The 17,992-nt window shown below is 64.9% G+C and carries 16 protein-coding genes; 5 read left to right on the top strand and 11 right to left on the bottom strand.

Features of this window, described 5'->3' with window-relative positions; genetic code table 11:
* The first annotated feature begins 84 nt into the window (after positions 1-84).
* The 3 genes from ABCR88_RS13795 to nudC all read left to right on the top strand — a co-directional run bounded on the left by ABCR88_RS13795 (position 85) and on the right by nudC (position 2,726).
* Positions 85-861: a class I SAM-dependent methyltransferase gene (locus ABCR88_RS13795; RefSeq protein ID WP_015635798.1), complete on the top strand. Its 777-nt coding sequence runs from the start codon at positions 85-87 to the stop codon at positions 859-861.
* A 215-nt stretch (positions 862-1,076) separates the two neighbouring features.
* The gene (locus tag ABCR88_RS13800) at positions 1,077-1,889 is read left to right on the top strand and encodes a crotonase/enoyl-CoA hydratase family protein (RefSeq protein WP_015635797.1); all 813 of its coding nucleotides are present in this window, start codon (positions 1,077-1,079) and stop codon (positions 1,887-1,889) included.
* Positions 1,890-1,895: 6 nt separating this feature from the next.
* Entirely contained in the window at positions 1,896-2,726 is an 831-nt protein-coding gene (gene nudC, locus ABCR88_RS13805) for an NAD(+) diphosphatase (protein ID WP_011061549.1), read from the top strand.
* Here nudC and ABCR88_RS13810 read toward each other — a convergent pair.
* Together ABCR88_RS13810 and ABCR88_RS13815 are read right to left on the bottom strand one after the other, a co-directional pair.
* A complete protein-coding gene (locus tag ABCR88_RS13810) occupies positions 2,694-3,473 on the bottom strand; it encodes a TSUP family transporter (RefSeq protein WP_011061548.1) in 780 nt (259 codons plus the stop codon). The genes nudC and ABCR88_RS13810 overlap by 33 nt on opposite strands.
* Positions 3,474-3,761: 288 nt before the next feature.
* A complete protein-coding gene (locus tag ABCR88_RS13815; RefSeq protein ID WP_041118451.1) occupies positions 3,762-4,997 on the bottom strand; it encodes an acyl-CoA dehydrogenase family protein in 1,236 nt (411 codons plus the stop codon).
* 334 nt (positions 4,998-5,331) lie between these two features.
* On the opposite strand from ABCR88_RS13815, the gene sfnG reads away from it, so the two are divergent.
* The gene (gene sfnG / locus ABCR88_RS13820; protein WP_041118449.1) at positions 5,332-6,426 is read left to right on the top strand and encodes a dimethylsulfone monooxygenase SfnG; all 1,095 of its coding nucleotides are present in this window, start codon (positions 5,332-5,334) and stop codon (positions 6,424-6,426) included.
* A 205-nt stretch (positions 6,427-6,631) separates the two neighbouring features.
* On the opposite strand, the gene ABCR88_RS13825 is transcribed toward sfnG, so the two are convergent.
* On the bottom strand, positions 6,632-7,111 hold the full coding sequence (locus ABCR88_RS13825; RefSeq protein WP_011061545.1) for a nuclear transport factor 2 family protein: 480 nt from the start codon (positions 7,109-7,111) through the stop codon (positions 6,632-6,634).
* Between the two features lie 58 nt (positions 7,112-7,169).
* On the bottom strand, positions 7,170-7,733 hold the full coding sequence (locus tag ABCR88_RS13830; RefSeq protein ID WP_041118446.1) for a TetR/AcrR family transcriptional regulator: 564 nt from the start codon (positions 7,731-7,733) through the stop codon (positions 7,170-7,172).
* A gap of 275 nt (positions 7,734-8,008) precedes the next feature.
* Here ABCR88_RS13830 and pssA point away from each other — a divergent pair, with 275 nt between their 5' ends.
* Entirely contained in the window at positions 8,009-9,352 is a 1,344-nt protein-coding gene (pssA, locus tag ABCR88_RS13835) for a CDP-diacylglycerol--serine O-phosphatidyltransferase (protein ID WP_350404730.1), read from the top strand.
* A 212-nt stretch (positions 9,353-9,564) separates the two neighbouring features.
* Here the strand turns inward: pssA and ABCR88_RS13840 are convergent, their stop codons facing one another.
* From ABCR88_RS13840 to ABCR88_RS13870, 7 genes are all read right to left on the bottom strand, one after another.
* Positions 9,565-10,770: an MFS transporter gene (locus tag ABCR88_RS13840; protein WP_011061542.1), complete on the bottom strand. Its 1,206-nt coding sequence runs from the start codon at positions 10,768-10,770 to the stop codon at positions 9,565-9,567.
* 184 nt (positions 10,771-10,954) lie between these two features.
* Positions 10,955-11,779: an iron uptake system protein EfeO gene (gene efeO, locus ABCR88_RS13845; protein ID WP_011061541.1), complete on the bottom strand. Its 825-nt coding sequence runs from the start codon at positions 11,777-11,779 to the stop codon at positions 10,955-10,957.
* A 35-nt stretch (positions 11,780-11,814) separates the two neighbouring features.
* Complete coding sequence (gene efeB, locus ABCR88_RS13850) at positions 11,815-13,125, bottom strand: iron uptake transporter deferrochelatase/peroxidase subunit (protein WP_350404732.1); 1,311 nt, start codon at positions 13,123-13,125, stop codon at positions 11,815-11,817.
* A gap of 15 nt (positions 13,126-13,140) precedes the next feature.
* Positions 13,141-14,340, bottom strand: a complete 1,200-nt coding sequence (gene efeO, locus ABCR88_RS13855) for an iron uptake system protein EfeO (protein ID WP_350022758.1) — start codon at positions 14,338-14,340, stop codon at positions 13,141-13,143.
* Positions 14,341-14,348: 8 nt separating this feature from the next.
* Positions 14,349-15,197 carry an iron uptake transporter permease EfeU gene (gene efeU, locus ABCR88_RS13860; RefSeq protein WP_053151868.1) on the bottom strand — a complete coding sequence of 283 codons (849 nt, stop codon included), beginning with the start codon at positions 15,195-15,197 and terminating at the stop codon, positions 14,349-14,351.
* Positions 15,198-15,587: 390 nt separating this feature from the next.
* Positions 15,588-16,493, bottom strand: coding sequence for an AraC family transcriptional regulator (locus tag ABCR88_RS13865; RefSeq protein WP_041118438.1), 906 nt, complete (start codon positions 16,491-16,493; stop codon positions 15,588-15,590).
* A 149-nt stretch (positions 16,494-16,642) separates the two neighbouring features.
* Positions 16,643-17,941: a glycosyltransferase gene (locus tag ABCR88_RS13870; protein WP_350404733.1), complete on the bottom strand. Its 1,299-nt coding sequence runs from the start codon at positions 17,939-17,941 to the stop codon at positions 16,643-16,645.
* Positions 17,942-17,992: the final 51 nt, after the last annotated feature.

Genomic DNA, 17,992 nt, shown 5'->3' on the forward strand with positions numbered 1-17,992 from the left:
GTGCAACTGACAGGAGTTTCATGCTGTCTGTTGTCGGGCACGGTTTATCCTGTTCGTACTCACCCGCAATGAGGAGGTTCATCCATGAACGATCAGGCGATTCATCATGCTGCGGCCGACGGCTACCAACAGGCCGCCGATACCTATGTGCGGGGCCGGCCGGACTATCCGCCAGCCCTTGAGCCCTGGCTGCGGGAGACGCTGGGCCTCGGGCCGGGCAGGGTGGTGGTGGACCTGGGCGCCGGCACCGGCAAGTTCACCGGCCGCTTGCTGGCCACGGGGGCCCAGGTGATCGCGGTGGAGCCGGTCGAGCAAATGCGCGCCAGGCTGGCGGCGGCCCAGCCCGAGGCCCAGGTACTGGAGGGCAGCGCCGAGGCGCTGCCGCTCAAGGATGCCTCGGTGGATGTGCTGGTCTGTGCCCAGGCCTTTCACTGGTTTGCCCACCGCGCGGCACTTGAGGAAATCCATCGCGTGCTCAAGCCCGGCGGCAAGCTGGCCCTGGTGTGGAACCTGCGGGATGCCCGGGTGCCCTGGGTGGCGCGCCTGGACGCCATCGTCAATGCCTTGCAGGCCGATACCCCGCGCTATTACACCGGTGCCTGGCGCCAGGCCTTTCCCCACCCGGGTTTCGGGCCCCTGCAGGAACAGCATTTCACCCAGGGCCACAGCGGCACGCCGGAGGACGTGATCTTCAACCGTGTGCGCTCCACCAGCTTCATCGCCGCCTTGCCCCAGGCCGAACGCGAGGCCGTGGACCGGCAGATCGCCGCCCTGATCGACAGCGAGCCGCAGCTGCGGGGCAAGGCCCAGGTCACCGTGCCTTACACGACCGCCGCCTTCTATTGCACCCGGCAAGGCTGAGCTCATCCCCCCCACATCGCCCCCATGTAGGCGCTGGCTTGCCAGCGAAGGCGTTATCCGGACGGGGCCCCGGCTCAGGGGCCTCTTCGCCGGCAAGCCGGCGCCTGCAGGGGCGGTGGTCAGTCCCGCTTTTGGCCGATGCGCTGCCTTACGGCCCGCCGCCGGCCCTTGCTATAGTTCGGCCCTCATTTTCTGCCCAGTAAAGGATCACTGCCATGTCCGAATACCAAGCCTTTCGCGTCGAACTCGCTGACAACATCGCCCATGTGCAGATCAACCGCCCGGAAAAGATCAACGCCATGAACGCCGCGTTCTGGAGCGAGATCGTCGAGATCTTCCGCTGGATCGACGACACCGACGCAGTGCGCGTGGTGGTGCTCAGCGGTGCCGGCAAGCATTTTTCTTCGGGCATCGACCTGATGATGCTGGCCGGGGTGGCCAACGAACTGGGCAAGGATGTGGGCCGCAACGCGCGCCTGCTGCGGCGCAAGATCTTCCAGCTGCAAGCCTCGTTCAACGCCGTGGACAATTGCCGCAAGCCGGTGCTGGCGGCGATCCAGGGCTATTGCCTGGGGGGCGCCATCGACCTGATCAGCGCCTGCGACATGCGTTACGCCGCGGACGATGCGCAATTCTCGATCAAGGAAATCGATATCGGCATGGCTGCGGATGTCGGCACACTGCAACGTTTGCCACGTATCATCGGCGACGGCATCCTGCGCGAGCTGGCCTACACTGGGCGCACCTTCGGTGCCGAGGAAGCACGCAGCATTGGCCTGGTCAACCGGACCTACAGCGATGCCGCAAGCCTGCTGGACGGGGTCATGGGAATTGCCCGGGAGATCGCCGCCAAGTCGCCGATCGCGGTCAGCGGCACCAAGGAAATGCTCAGCTACATGCGTGACCACCGTATTGATGACGGCCTGGAATATGTCGCCACCTGGAACGCTGCCATGTTGCAGTCCAACGACTTGCGCGTGGCCATCGCCGCCCATATGAGCAAACAGAAACCCGAATTTCTGGATTGATTGACGATGATTGAACGCTGGACCACCGCAGTACTCGACACCGACCTTCCCGGCGGCTGGGCCGTGGCCCGCGGCCCGGACGGCTTTCTCTACGACGACAACGGCGCGCTGTTCCCCCGGCACTGGCTCAAGGGCCAGGACCTGCCGCTGCTGGCGGAACACGGCATCGGCCATCTCGATGGCGAGCCGGTGTACCTGCTGGAACTGAGCGCCCGCGCCGAAGTGCCGGGCTGCGGCTGGAAAGGCCTGCGGGCCTTCATGCTGGAGGGCGATCACACCCTGTACAAGGTCCTGGGCTATGCCGCGCAGATCGGCACCTGGGCCCGGGAGCACCGGTACTGCGGCAGTTGCGGGCGGCCCATGGCCCAGGTGCCGGGGGAGCGGGCGATGTATTGCCAGCCTTGCGACCTGCGCAGCTACCCGCGCATTTCACCGAGCATGATCGTGCTGATCACCCGCGGTGACGAAATCCTCCTGGCTCGTTCGCCGCGCTTCGTCACCGGGGTCTACAGCACCCTGGCAGGCTTTGCCGAGCCGGGCGAGTCGGCGGAGGACTGCCTGATTCGCGAGGTACGCGAAGAGGTGAGCATCGAAGTCAGGAACATCCAGTACGTGGGCAGCCAATGCTGGCCGTTCCCCCATTCGATGATGCTGGGCTTTCACGCCGAATACGCCGGCGGCGAGATCATTCCCCAGGAAGACGAGATCGAGGACGCCCAGTGGTTCAGCGTCCATGCGCTACCGCCGTTGCCGGCCTCGCGCTCGATTGCCCGCTACCTGATCGATCTCTATGTGGCGCGCCGCCTAGGCCACGCTGAACCAGTGCTGCCAGGCTAGGCGCACGGTCAGCCCAAGGACCACGGTGATGAACACCGGGCGAATGAACTTGGCACCACCGCTGATGGCGGTGCGTGCGCCGAAGAAGGCCCCGACCATCACCGACAGGCCCATGCACAGGCCGATGATCCAGTCCACCTGCCCGGAAAACACGAACACCGACAGCGCCGCGATGTTGCTGACGAAGTTCATGCTGCGGGCCACGCCGCTGGCCTTGACCAGGTCGATGGGGTAGAGCAGCAGGCTGCTCACGGTCCAGAACGCCCCGGTGCCGGGGCCGGCCACGCCGTCATAGAAGCCCAGGCTGAAGCCCTGGCTCGATTGCCACTTCTTCTTGATCGGTGCGTCGCTGTCCAGTGGCGCCTTGGGCGTGCCGCCGAACAGCAGGTACAGGCCGCAGGCGAAGACGATCACCGGCAGCATCTTGTTCAGCCATTCCGCCGGCAGGTAGTGAGCGACGATGGCCCCGGTCAGGGCGCCCACCAGGGTGCCGACAATGGCGTGGGTCCACTGCCTGGGGTGGAACAGCTTGCGCCGATAGAAGGTGAAACTGGCGGTGGCCGAGCCGAAGGTCGAGCTGAGTTTGTTGGTGCCCAGCACCAGGTGCGGCGGCAGGCCGGCGGTGAGCAGGGCCGGGGTGGTGAGCAGGCCGCCGCCGCCGGCAATGGCGTCGATGAAACCGGCGATGAAGGCCACGAGGGCGAGAATGGCGAGGGTGGTCAGGTCTACGCTGAGTTCGAAGGGCATGGGGTCGGCTTATTTCGGCGAGAAGCGCAAAGGGGGCTGCGCGAAAGTCCGCCATATTACCTGCAACCCAGCCCGCCGCGCGACCGCCTCGACCTTGGTCGGATGCCTCTCCCTGAACCGAGCGCCCGCCTGGATGACGCCTTCGCTGGCAAGCCAGCTCCTACGGGGCGGTGCGCCGAGATTTCGCTGCAGGAGCCGGCTTGGCGGCGAAGAGGCCGCTGGGCCGAGCGCTCGCCTGCATGTCGCCTTCGCTGGCAAGCCAGCTCCTACGGGGGGCGGTGCCTGAGGTCAGCGCTGGGGGCCGTTGCCAATCTGCCAGACAAAGGGTGGCTCGCTGCCGTTGATCTTCCAGTCGCCGACGATCCGCGCCTTGTAGATCACCGGGTTGTGCGAAGACACGGTGCGCGCATTGCGCCAGTGCCGGTCCAGGGCCTTGCCCTGGCGAATGTCCGAAGCCCCCAGGGCATTGAACAGCTCGCTGGTGGCGCGCTGGACCAGTTCGGTGACCACCACCTGGGCCGTGGCCGATTCGATTTCCGCCGCCACATTGGCCGCGCGCTCCTGGGCCGGATCCCCGGCAAAGCGCGCCAGGTAGGCCTGTTGCGCAGGGGCTGCAGCACGCAGGGCGGCGGCTTCGGCGGCATACACCAGGGCCACGATCTCGCCCACCACCTGCTGCACCTGGGCATCGGCGCTGGCCTGGGGCGCGTTGCCGTGGCTGTAGATGCGCTTGCGCACCCGCACTTCGTGGGCCACATCACGTAGCGCCGCGCGGCCGATGCCGGCCAGGGTCGCCAGCAGCACCAGCTGGTAGAAAGCGGTCTGGTATTTGAAGCGGGTTGCGAAGTCGATGATGTTCTCGGCGTCCACTTCAGCGTCCTGGAAGCGCGAGGTGCCGCTGCCGGTGGTGCGCTGGCCGAAGCCGTCCCAATCGTCGCTCTGCTCGATGCCCGGCTGGCGGGTGCGCACCGCGGCAATCACGTCGCCACCGGTGTCCGTGCGCTGGGCATAGACATCGATCCAGTCGGAGAAAATGCTTCCGGTGCTGTAGAACTTTTCGCCGTTGAGGCGCCATTTTTCGCCATCCGGAGAGACTTTGGTGATGACCTGGCCGATGTCCACGGCGCCGATTTCGGTCCAGGCGCAGCCGACGATATCGCCTTCGACAAAGCGCTTGAACCACAGGTCCCGGCCCGGCCCGGGCGTGGCATTGAGCCGATCCTCGACAAAGGCAAAGTGCCCGCGCAGGGCCTGGGGCACGTTGGCGTCGGCCTCGGCCAGCTCGATCAGCAGCTGGAAAAGCTGGGGCAGGGAAGCGCCGCCACCGCCATATTCCAGCGGCACCCGTACCGCGCCGAATCCGGATTCCTTGAGCCACTGGATGGGCTCGTAGGGCAGTTTGCGTTGCTGTTCCCGTTCCACCGCGCCACTGGCGATGCGCTGGAAGATCGGGCGAAAGCCTGCGGCCAGGGTCTCGTAGTCGACCCCCACGGACAGCGGATTGATTACCTGGTGTTCAGTCATGGTGTAGCTCCTGGGTTCGGCAGAAAAAAGCGCTGCAGGGTCCAGGCCGATTGCACACACCATGCCGAAGCCGCAAACGCCGGTTTGCCGGGGCAAGGGCTCCGGCAGAGCGCCTGCAACTGTTGCTCCGCCAACAGTTCATCAACAAAACAGCCCGTTTCCAGGGTTGGCCGGCCCCGCGCCGCCGCAGGCAGCGAGCCTCAGCCATTGCCCGGGAGAAGGCGTGCTTGAGGCTCCACACGGCGTCTGGCGGCCTACGCGCCGAGGGCTTCCAGGCCCTGGCACGCTTGCTGCTCTGCTCCGAGGTACTTTCCCAAGTCCCGAGGACCGAACCATGAGTCAGCAAGCCGTGAAATTTGCCTACTGGGTGCCCAACGTCAGCGGTGGGCTGGTGGTCAGCAAGATCGAGCAACGCACCCATTGGGGCATCGACTACAACCGCAAGCTGGCGCAGATCGCCGAGCAGGCCGGCTTCGAATACGCCCTGACCCAGATCCGCTTCACCGCCGGCTATGGCGCCGAGTACCAGCACGAGTCGGTGGCTTTCAGCCACGCACTGCTGGCGGCTACCGACAAGCTCAAGGTGATTGCGGCGATCCTGCCCGGGCCCTGGCAGCCGGCCCTGGCGGCCAAGCAACTGGCGACCATCGACCAACTGACCAATGGCCGTATTGCGGTGAACATCGTCAGCGGTTGGTTCAAGGGTGAGTTCCAGGCCATTGGCGAGCATTGGCTGGAGCACGACGAGCGCTATCGCCGGTCCGAGGAATTCATTCGCTGCCTGCGCGGGGTCTGGAGCCAGGATGCCTTCACCTTCAGGGGCGATTTCTATCGCTTCGACCACTACAGCCTCAAGCCCAAGCCCCTGGGCCAGCCGGAGATCTTCCAGGGCGGCAGCTCGCGGGCTGCCCGGGACATGGCGGCCCGGGTTTCGGACTGGTACTTCACCAACGGCAACAGTGTCGAGGGGATCAAGGCCCAGGTCGATGACATCCGCGCCAAGGCCGCGGCCAACCAGCACTCGGTGAAGATCGGAGTGAACGCCTTCGTGATCGCCCGGGACACCGAAGAGGAGGCGCGGGCGGTGTTGCAGCAAATCATCGATCAGGCCGACCCGGAGGCGGTGAATGCCTTCGGTAACGCCGCCCGGCAGGCTGGCAAGGCGTCCCCCGAAGGCGAGGGCAACTGGGCCAGGTCGAGTTTCGAGGACCTGGTGCAGTACAACGACGGGTTCAAGACCAACCTGATCGGCACGCCACAGCAGATTGCCCAGCGCATCGTGGAGTTGAAGGCGGTGGGCGTGGACCTGGTACTGGCCGGGTTCCTGCATTTCCAGGAAGAGGTGGAGTATTTCGGCCAGCGCGTGCTGCCCCTGGTACGCGAGCTGGAGGCCCGGGCGCGGTCCAAGGAACAGGAAGCCGCCGCCTGAAGCCGCCTCTTGCCGGCGAATGGGCCTCGGAGCCTTGTGCCGGGCTTGAGGGCGCTTTCGCTGGCAAGCCAGCTCCTACGGGGGCAGAGGAGGTGTGTTTTTCGTAGGAGCCGGCCTGCCGGCGAACGGGCCCCGGAGCCTTGTGCCGGGCTTGAGGGCGCTTTCGCTGGCAAGCCAGCTCCGACAAGGGCAGAGGCGGTGGTGATTACAGGCCCAGTTCGCTCAGGCCCGGGTGATCGTCGGGCCGGCGGCCCAGGGGCCAGTGGAACTTGCGCTCCTGGGCCTTGATCGGCATGTCGTTGATGCAGGCGAAGCGCCGGGCCATCAAACCCTGTTCGTCAAACTCCCAGTTTTCGTTGCCGTAGGAACGGAACCAGTTGCCCGAGTCGTCGTGCCATTCGTAGGCGTAGCGCACGGCAATACGGTTGTCGGTAAAGGCCCACAGTTCCTTGATCAGGCGGTAATCCAGTTCCTTGGCCCATTTGCGGGTCAGGAACGCCTTGGCCTCTTCGCGGTTGTGGGCGAACTCGGCGCGGTTGCGCCATTGGGTATCCAGGGTATAGGCCAGGGATACCCGCTCCGGGTCCCGGGAGTTCCAGCCATCTTCGGCCAGGCGGATCTTTTCAATCGCCGACTCGCGAGTGAAAGGCGGAAGGGGCGGGCGCACTTGAGCGTTAGACGACATGATCTGCCTCCAATGAAAGTTGCTGTTCAAACAAAGAAGCTGCTCTTGTTTAAAACAATCAAAGGTCCAATAACTTTCGCGCCATGCATTGCGCATTATCAGCAGCACTGTGATTGCCCATCACAAGGGCAACGGTAATGGCACCATCGATCAGGATCAGCAGTTGCGCTGCCAGTTCCTCAGGATGTTGCGCGCCATGTTCCTGGCAAAGCTCGGTCACGTAGTCGAGCAGGTTCTGCTTGTGCCGTTTTGCTACTTGGCGCACCGGGTCTTGCGGGTCGCCGGTTTCGCCACTGGTGTTGATAAAGGCGCAGCCGCGAAAACCGGGGGTTGCGAACCAGTCCTTGAGCACGTCGAACAGCGCCAGCAGGCGCAGGGCCGGGGTAGCGGCCTGGTTCACCGCGCTGCAGAACCAGTGCATCCAGCGCTGATCGCGACGCTCCAGGGCGGCCACCACCAACTCGTCCTTGTTGGTGAAATAGCGGTAGACGCTCTTGCGCGAGACGCCGGCGGTCTTCACCAGAAGATCCATGCCAGTGGCGGCAATGCCGTTCTGGTAGATCAGTTTCTCGGTGACATCGAGGATGATGTCTCGGGTTTCAGAGTGCATGATTTCGTTCATGTGGCGAACAGTAGAACGATCGTTCTCCTTGGTCAATTACATTTTTTGTTTTTCTTCGAAACTGGCCATTACCCTTTGTAGGAGCTGGCTTGCCAGCGAAGGCGTCATTGCGCCTTGCACAGGGCTTGGGGGCCCATTCGCCGGCAAGCCGGCTCCTGCGCACAGCGGGCGGGTGCTTTGCTGAGGGAGGGCGTTATACATGCCAGGCAGGGGACTCCGGCCGGTCCATGGTGTAAGCTCTTGCGCTCTTTGGATTTGAGCCACTGCGAGCCCTAATGCCGTCGCTTTTCAAACGTTCCCTGCTGCCCAAGCTGCGCAGCTTCCCACTGGCCGCCGAGGCTTTCACCACGCTGACCGGCGCTGCGCAGTTTCGCCGCACGCTGCTGGAGCAGATTGCCCAGGCCCGTCGGCGCATCTATATCGTCGCGCTGTACCTGCAACAGGATGAAGCCGGCCAGGAAATCCTCGATGCCCTGCACGCCGTCAAGGCCGCCCGTCCCGAGCTGGAAGTGGTGGTCGTGGTGGACTGGCTGCGGGCCCAGCGCGGCCTGATCGGTGCCGGCAAGCAGCCGGGCAACTCGGCCTGGTACCAGCAGATGACCCGCACTCACGCCAGCGAGGTGCCGATCTACGGCGTGCCGGTACAGACCCGCGAGCTGTTCGGGGTGCTGCACCTCAAGGGTTTCGTCATCGATGACTGCGTGCTCTACAGCGGCGCCAGCCTGAACAATGTTTACCTGCACAAGTTCGACAAGTACCGCTTCGACCGTTACCACCTGCTGCACAACCAGGCGCTGGCCGACTCCATGCACCACTTGGTGCAGCACGGCCTGGTGGAGTCGCGGGCAGTGCACCGCCTGGACCTGCCGAACCTGCCCACCACCCGCAGCCTGCGCAACGACATCGGCGATCTGCGCAGCCGCCTCAAGCACGCCACCTACGACACCACTGCCGGTGGCCTGGACAAGAGCGGGCTGTCGGTCAGCCCGTTGCTCGGGGTGGGCAAGGGCAACCCGTTGAACCGGGTGATCTGCGAGCTGATTGCCGGCGCCCAGCGCCAGTTGACCATCTGCACCCCGTATTTCAACCTGCCGCTGCCGGTGACCCGGGAGATCAACCGGGCCCTGGAGCGCGGGGTGAAGATCGACATCATCGTCGGCGACAAGACCGCCAACGACTTCTATATCCCGCCCAGCGAGCCGTTCAAGGTGATCGCGGCGCTGCCTTATCTGTATGAGATCAGCCTGCGGCGTTTTGCCAAGCGGCATCAGAAAGTGATCGACAACGGCCAGTTGAACCTGCACCTGTGGCGTGACGGCGACAACACCTACCACCTCAAGGGCATGTGGGTCGATGAGCGCTATACCTTGCTCACCGGCAACAACCTCAACCCGCGGGCCTTCCGCCTGGACCTGGAAAACGCCCTGTTGCTGGACGACCCCAAGGGCGAGTTGCTGCAGGCGCGCAACGCCGAACAGGCCGAGATCTATCGCCACACCCGCCGCATCGAGCACTTTCAGTACCTGGACAGCCTGGTGGACTACCCCGAGGCCGTGGGCAAGTTCCTGCGCCGGGTCAGCCGCGTGCGCATCGAGCGCTTGCTCTACCGCATGCTTTAACCCGTAGCCGCTGCCGAGGTCCACAGGACCTTCACCAATCTCAAGAGCGGCGTCTGCTTCGCAGCCGTTCGCAGCCTGCGGCAGCGGCTACAAAAGCAGCGCAGTACCTGTAGCCGCTGCCGAGCCTGCGAGGCTGCGCAAAGGTCCGCAGGGCCTTCAGCAACCTTAAGAGCGGCGTCTGATTTGCAGCCGTTCGCAGCCTGCTGCAGCGGCTACAGGTCTTTGGGCTGCGGGGCGGGCCAGATCGCGATCAGTACCAGCAGCACCGCCGCCAGCAGGTAGGGCAGGCGCGGTTCGATGGCGTAGATCAGGCTGCCGGCCATGGGCCCGATGACCACGCCCAGGCCCTGGGCGGCGCCGATGCTGCCGGCAGTCGCGCCCTGTTCCGAGGCCTCTACGGCATTCGCCGCCAGGGCCGAGAACGACGGAAACACCCCACCCATGCCTGCCGCCGATACAAAGAACGCCAGCCACAAGCCCCAGGCGCTGTCCACCAGCATGCTGCCGGCATAACCCAGCGCGGACAGCAGGGCGCCGTAGCGGATCATCCGCAGCGGCGGCCATTCCAGCTTGCGCACCACCAACTGCGCGCAGATCAGCGCCACGCCGACCATGGCCAGGGCCACCCCGGCCGTCTGGGCGGCATCGGCGGGGCTCATGTGCAGCCGGTCCAGGGCATAGAAGCTGACGGTGATCTGGGCCACCGACACACAGAGCATGGCGACAAAGGCCACCACCATGGGCCGGCGCAGTCGCGGGTCGCCCAGGCGTACCCGGGTCGGCGCCTGGGCCAGGTGCAGTTCCTGGCGCGGCAGTTGGTAGCGCAGCACCAGGAATGCCAGCAACGGCAGCACCGCCATGGCGTAGAACGGCAGGCTCAGGCTGTAGCGCGCCAGCAGCGCGGCCACCGCCGGGCCCAGCACCAGGCCCACGGCGTTGGCGGCGCCCAGGGTGGCCATGGCACGGGCGCGGTGCTGAGGTTCGACGTTATCGGCGATCAGGGCGAAGCCGCCCACCGGGATCGCCGCGTAGAAGGCGCCGATCAAGCCGCGGCCGAGCATCAGGCCGAGAAAGGCCATGGCGACGCTGGGCAGCGACTGTAGCGACAGGTCGATGAACAGGCACAAGGCCCAGTAGGCGAGGGTGAAGCCGGCGGTGCCCAGCAGCAGCACCCGGCGCCGGCCGAAGCGGTCGCTGGCCTGGCCCCAGGGGCGTGCCAGGAGCATCCAGATCACCCCGGAAACGGTGACGGCCGCGCCGGCGTGCCAGGTTTCCAGGTGCAGGGCCCGGGAGATCGGGCCGATCAGCGAGACGAAGGCCATCATCGACATGGTGCAGGCCATATAGGCGGCCATCAGTGGAACCAGCGAGAAGGGTCTGACGGTCAGCGGCGCGCTGGCGGCTGTGGAGCGAGGCATGAAGGGTCTTCCATGAAAGTCGATGGGCCGTGAACGTTAACGGGATAACGTGTCACAGCCCAGGCTTATCTGCATTCGTGATGATGTTGCCGGCGAAGAGGGCCTTGAGTCGGGGGTTGTACCCAGGGCCGCTTTCGCTGGCAAGCCAGCTCCTACAGGGAGGATGGCGTGTTGGGTTCCGGGCTCAGTTCAGGCCCAGTTTGCCGCGCAGGGTGGAGAGGTCTTCGGCCAGGGTATTGACCGGGCCTACCAGGGCCTTGCGGTCGTTTTCCTTGACCTTGTCGTAGGTCATGAAGCCGCCGTCGGGGGTTTTGTACTTGGCCAGGATCTTGTTCACCGTGGCGAAGTTCTTGTCCACCTTGGCGACAAAGGCCTTGTCCTGCTTCTCGATCTGCGGACGGAACAGGTCGACGATTTTCTTCGCCCCGTCGATGTTGCCCTGGAAGTCGTAGAGGTCGGTATGGCTGTAGCGGTCTTCTTCACCGGAGATCTTGGTTGCGGCCACTTCTTCCAGCAGCGCGGCGGCGCCACCCACGACTTTTTCCGGCGGGAAGGTCAGGCCGGCGACGCGGGTCTGCAGGTCCTTGACGTCCTTGTTCAGGCCGTCGGCCAGCTCGCCCAGGCCTTCGGTGCTGTTTTCTGAGAACAGCGAGTATTCCAGGCGGTGGAAGCCGGTGAAGTCTTCGGCCTTGACGCCTTTCTCGTGGTCGTCGACCCGGGAGTCGATGGACGCGTCCAGGTCACTGAAGAGCTCGGCGATCGGTTCGATCGACTCGTAGTAGACCCGGGTCGGCGCGTAGAGCTTCTTGGCGGCGGCCAGGTCGCCCTTTTTCACCGCATCGGTGAACTGCTGGGTGTGGCTGGCCAGTTCGTCGAGCTGCTCGGTGACGTAGATCTTGTAGTCGGAGATCGGCCCCACCAGCTCCAGGGGCGCAGTTGCGGCGAACGCCGAAAGCGGCGCGTGGAGCAAGCCAAGGGTCAGCAACACAGCGAGAGGCGACTTTTTCATGGGACTTTTCCGTGGGGGTTGTTGTGTTAGGGGTGTCAGGCAGTGCTTTTAGGTCCGGTGGCATCGAGCAGCGAACGCCCGATGAAATCCTCTTCGCCGGTGACCCCCGGCAAGGTGAAGAAGTAACCGCCACCAGTGGGCTTGAGGTACTCCTCCAGGGGTTCGCCGTTCAGACGGGTCTGTACGGCGATGAAGCCTTTCTCCAGGTCGGCCTGGTAGCAGATGAACAGCAGGCCCATGTCCAGCTGGCCGTTCTTGTTGACCCCGTTGGAGTAGTTGAACGGCCGGCGCAGGATCAGGTTCTGCTGGCTCTGGGCAGTGCGCGGGTTGGCCAGGCGGATGTGGGCGTCGAGCTTGGTGACCTTGCCATGGGGGTCCCGGGCGTAGTCGGGCACCTGGCTTTCCTTCTGGCCGTCCATGGGCGCGCCACTGGTCTTGATCCGGCCGATGATGCTTTCCTGCTCCTGCAGCGGGGTGCGGTCCCAGCGTTCGACGAAGTTGCGGATGATCCGCACTGCCTGGTAGCTGCCATGGGCTGCCCAGGCCGGTTCGTCACTGCCGGGCTGGACCCAGACGATCTGCTGCATGGCCTTCGGGTCGTTGGAGTCGGGGTTGGCCGAGCCATCGCGAAAGCCCAGGAAATTGCGCGCACTCTGCGCCGGCTCACCGGGCTTGGCCGGGGCCTGGGGCGGTACGCTGCCTTCCTGTTTCCAGCGCACCAGCAGCAGGTCGGGCAGGTTCTTCACGATGTCGCGCAGGGCGTGGATGTTGGTGTCGGCGGTGTTGGAGCAGAACTGCAGGCTCAGGTCGCCGTGGCAGCAGGCGGGCTCCAGGGCATCGTTGGGGAAGCCCACCATGCGGATCAGGCGCTTGGGCTTGGCCGCCTCCAGGCCGAAGCGCTCGTCGAACAGCGATTCGCCCACCGAGACGGTGATGGTCAGGTTGTCCGGGGTCACTACCGGGCCGAGGATGCCGGAATCCACGGGCGGCAGCTTCGGGTCCACCTGGGCTACCGGGCCACCGCGCATGAGAAAGGCAATGCGTTGGTCGAGGGTGCGAAACAGCCGTTCCAGGTCGTCGCGGTCGCTGGCCAGCACATCGAAGGACACCAGCATGCCCGCGGCCGGGCGCGGGGTGACGATGCCGCTCTGATGCTGGCCATGGAAGTCGTGGCGGTCCTGGGTCTTGTCGCTGCTGGGGGCTTCGGTGACCTGGGTGGGCGCGGCGGCCATGGCCGGGCAACTCAGGCTGCTGCCGGCCAGGGCCACGCCGGCGGCGCCCATGCCCAGCAGCACGCGCCGACGCTGGGCGGAAAAAGACGGATTGGACTGATCTGAATCGTTCATTGAAAACTCGTCTCGTTACAGGCCGGAAAGGCCAAGTGCGGGATCAATAGCGTCGAGGGCGTCGGCCAGGGCCTTGGCTTTGTCGGCGATCTCTTTGCGCTGCCGGGCGTCGACCTGGTCGTAGGCCACATAGCCGAAGCCGTCGCGCAGACTGGCCAGGCGAGTGGCCAGGGCATCGGCGGCGCTGTCCACCTGGGGCAGCAATTGGGCCGCGGACTTGGCCAGCAGCGGCCGTAGCAGGTCGATGACCTTGCGCGTGGTTTCCAGGTTGGCGGCAAAGCCGTTGAGGTCGCTGTGGCTGTAGCGTTCTTCTTCACCGCTGCTGGCCCGCAGGTCGGCCAGGCTGCGCATGTTGCGCGCGACGATACTCACCAATTGCTCCGGTGGCAGGGTCTGGGCCAGCAACTGTTCCTTGAGGCTGACCACGTTGCTGGACAGGCGCTGAGCTACGGGAGCCAGGCCTGCCAGGTCATTTTTCTGGAACAGGCCGTATTCCAGGCGGTGGAAACCGCTGAAGCCCGGATCCTGTTCGCGCTGTTCGAAATAATCGGCGCGGGCATTGATGGTGTTGTCCAGCTCGGCCAGGCGCTGGGCCGCCGGGGCCAGGCGCTGATAGGCTGCGCGGGCCGGCAGGTACAGCGCCTGGGCCTGTTTCAGGTCGCCGGCATCTATGGCCTGCTGCAAGGCGTTCACTGCCTTGACCAGGGCACTGCCCTGGGTGCTGAGGTAGACCCGGAACTCCGACAGCGGGCCGATAAAGGCCACCATCGACGGCCGCGCCTTGGCCTGGGCGTCGGACTCGGCGGTCGGGGTCACGTGCAGGGTGCCGCGGGGGTTGCTCAAAAGCCCGCAGGTGATGGCGTAGTCCCCTGGCTGCAGGTTGGCGTTGATCACCTGGCTCAGGCCCGGGGCGATGTTTTCCCGTTCCTCCACCACCAGCACGCCGTCGAGAATTTCCCATTCCACGGCGCGATCCGAACGGTTGACGATGCGGAAGCTGGCGCGCCCGGCCGGGACTGTCAGCGCGTTGGGTTCACAAGTCTTGGGGTGGATGGTCACGGTGATCTCGCCCTGGTGGGCCTGGCGCTTGCTGGCGGCCAGTTGCGAGGCGTAGTAGAACAGCCCGCCGGCGGCGATCATGACGATCACCGAACCGGCAACCGCCCAGCGCAGAGCGCGGGGAGGCGAGGCCTGGGGAGAGGCTTGCTGGGTCATGGGGAGCCTTACTGACTGGAAACGGAAGACGTTGAGCCGGGCGCCTTGGCTGGGGCGCCACCGGGCAGGAAGAACAGCACCAGGGTCACGGCCAGGTACAGCGCATAGGCGCCGAGGGTGCTGATGGTGGGGGCGTCCTGGTAGCCGAACATGCCGGCCAGTACCGAACCCACCGGGCCATCCATGGGCAGGCTGGCGCTGAAGTCGAAGAGTACGGTCTGCAGGTGGTTCCAGACCCCGGCTTCATGCAGGGCCTGCACCGAATTGGCGAGGATGCCGGCGGCCACCACCAGGATGAACAGCCCGGTCCAGCGAAAGAAGGCGCCAAGGTTCAGGCGCATGCTGCCGGTGTAGATCAGGAAGCCGACGATGATCGCGCAGATCAGGCCCAGCAGGGCGCCTATGGGCGCGCCCGGGCCTTCGCTCTGCTGGAACACCGCCAGCAGGAAGAACACGGTTTCCAGGCCTTCGCGGGCCACGGCGAAGAACACCATGGCGATCAGCGCCGTGACCTGATGCTTGGAGCCGGCCAGGGCGTGGTCCAGGGAGACATGCAGGGAATGCTTGATCGAGCGCGCGACCTTGCGCATCCAGAACACCATGGAACTGAGGATGCCCACGGCCACCAGGCCGACGATGCCTTCGAAGAGTTCCTGCTGCTTCTGCGGGAATTCGGCGCTCATCAGTTCCAGGCCGCCGCCCACCAGCAGGGCCAGGGCCGCGGCGAGGAAAACCCCGATCCACACGGCGGGCATCCACTGGCCACGGCCAGTCTGTTTCAGGTAGCTGGCGATGATGCCAACGATAAGCGCGGCTTCAATCCCTTCGCGCAACATGATCAGAAATGGAACGAGCATTCAGCACCGGTCGGCAAATAGGCTAGGGGGTAATTTGTAACATAATGATACTCATTGCTAAATGAAGATTATTGACAACTGCTGAACGGAAGCTGAACGGGTCTCGTTTACCAAGCCTGGACCGGTTTGTCGGCTCTTGCGGGCGATTGTTCCTGGCGCCGGGCGTGGGGGCGCCTTCGCTGGCAAGCCAGCTCCTACAGCTGGGGTGATATTGGGGGTGCCCTTGTAGGAGCCGGCTTGCCGGCGAAGAGGCCCTTGAGACCTGCGCCGGGCGTGGGGGCGCTTTCGCTGGCAAGCCAGCTCCTACAGCTGGTGTGATATTGGGGGGGGCCTTGTAGGAGCCGGCTTGCCGGCGAAGAGGCCCTTGAGCCCAGCGCCGGGCGTGGGTCCTCAGCCGAGGTTCTGTTCGGTCAGGCGTTGCACCGCCAGGCGGCGGTAGTGGGAGGGGGTCATGCCCTTAAGCTGCTGGAAGCGCCGGTTGAAGTTGGAAATGTTGTTGAAGCCCGACTCGAAGCACACGTCGGTCACCGGTTTGTCGCCGTCGGCCAGCAGTTCACAGGACTTGCTGATGCGCAGCCGGTTGACGAACTCGACGAAGCAGCGTCCGGTGGCCTGCTTGAACACCCGGGAAAAATAGCTGGGCTTCATGCCCAGGTAGTCGGCCACTTCCTCCAGGGGCAACTCCCGGGCGTAGTGGGCAAAGATGTAGTCCACCGCGCGGTTGGTGCGGTCGACGCTGTGTTCGTCCGCCAGTTGCACACGGGTGGCGCCGGACAGCAACTGGTAGTCGTCGCAGGCCGCCAGCAGCTCCATGAGGATGAGGAAGTGGCCAAGGCGGGTGATGCCGCTGGAGTCGGCGATGCGCTGCATCAGTGGCAGGGCCTGGGCGATGGTGTGCGGGCAGCGGAACTCGATGCCGTACTGCGCCCGCTCCAGCAGCGGGCTGAGGTTCTTCAGCTCGGCAAACACCTGGCTGCCACTGTCGAACAGCTCATCGGTGAAGTTCACCAGCATGTCGCGCTTGGCCACCACTTCGTCCTCGGCCACCTGGCTGATCCAGTTGTGGGGCAGGTTGGGGCCAGTGAGAAACAGCGTCTGCGGGTAGAAGTTGCCGATGTAGTCGCCGATGAACACCTTGCCGGAGCTGGCGACGATCAGGTGCAGCTCGTATTCCTTGTGGAAATGCCAGCGCACCAGAGGGCAGGGGAAGCCGTGCTGGCGATAGATGATGGACAGGCCGTTGTGGTCGTCCATCAACTCATAGGAGGGGTCGGTGATCTTGCCGGGTCGGCTCATGGCGCGGGCCTGTTCTTGTTGTAGGCCCGGCTGATAATGCCTCGTGGCCCGCTCGCGCACCAGAGAAGGCGTTCTCAGGGTTGGCGCCCTGTTCGCCGACAAGCCGGCTCCTGCAAGCACACCGCCGATATCACGCCAGCGAAGAAAGGTCAGGAGGCCGGGCGGTTTTTCGCTTCGATCCACTGCGCCATGTACTGGGTGCTCTTGTGATGGTGGTGACGCAGCATGGCGCCAGTGAAGTTGTCCCGGCGCAGTTGCTCCAGGTGCTGGCGGCAGTGTTGCAGGCGCTGGATCAGCGCCGGGCCGTGTACTTGCTGGCGGTAGCGCGCTTCGAGCAACTGCCGGCCATCCGCCTGGGCCTGCTCCCACAGCTGCCGGTCCTGATAGAGGCGCACCGAGGCCGCCGCCAGGCCACTGGCGGATTCAGCCACCGCCCCCGGCCATGGCAGGCCGTCCTGGGACATGGATTCGCTGCCCACCGGGGTGGTGACGCTGGGCGTGCCGCAAAGCATGGCATCGAGCAGCTTACCCTTGATCCCGGCGCCGAAACGCAGGGGCGCCAGGCAGATCCGCGCTGCACTCATCACCTGCAGCGCATCCTCGGCCCAGTTCATGATGTGAAAGCCCTGGGCCGGGTTGTGCAGCGCCGCGGCCTTGGGCGGTGTGTAGGCGCCGTACAGGTGCAATTGCGCGCCGGGCAATTGCTGGCGTATCAGCGGCCATACGCGGTTCTTCATCCACAGCACGGCGTCCCAGTTCGGCGCGTGGCGAAAGTTGCCGATGCTCAGCAAGTGCGCCCGCTGCTCGAAGGGAGCAAAGCCCTGCGGCAGTTGCTCGAGCATCAGCGGGCACCAGTGCAGCAGGGCCGGCGGCAAGTGGAACTGCTGCACCAGCAGCTCGATTTCCACCTCGGAGATCATCAGGCTCAGGTCGCAGCGATAGATGGCGGCGATCTCGCGCTTGGCCAGGTCGGTGACGGCCATGTGCTGGAATTCCTGCTCCGGCGCCTGGGCGAACAGCGGGCTGAAGTCGTCTTGCTCGGTGCTTTCCTTGAGAACATCCTTGAGGCGCTGGTGCCGGGCATGACGCAGGCATTGCAGGTCGGAGGTCTCCAGCACCCGCAGGGCATTCGGGCAATGCTGCTCCACTCGCCAGCCGAACTGTTCCTCCATCATGAACTGGTCGAACAGCACGATATCCGGTGCCAGCTCGGCGACGAAACGGTCAAAGCTGGCGTTGTTGAGTTCGATCGGGCATTCACGAATGCCCAGGGCCGTCAGGTCTTCCTTGTGTTCGCCCTCGTTGGCCGGGCTGCTGAAGATCAGCTCCCAGCCCTGGTCGAGGAAGCTCTGGAGGATCTGCATCATGTGCCCGCCGGCGGCGGAGGAGCGGGGTTCGGGCCAGACGTAACCAATGATCAGGACTTTGGTTGCGGCAGTGGGGCTCATGAGCGGGCATTCCTGGCAGGCGGGGGGTAAAAAAGGCCGCCATTAAACCAC

It is taken from the genome of Pseudomonas sp. W17 (assembly GCF_040268305.1).
In the GTDB taxonomy this organism is placed as follows: Bacteria; Pseudomonadota; Gammaproteobacteria; order Pseudomonadales; family Pseudomonadaceae; genus Aquipseudomonas; species Aquipseudomonas protegens.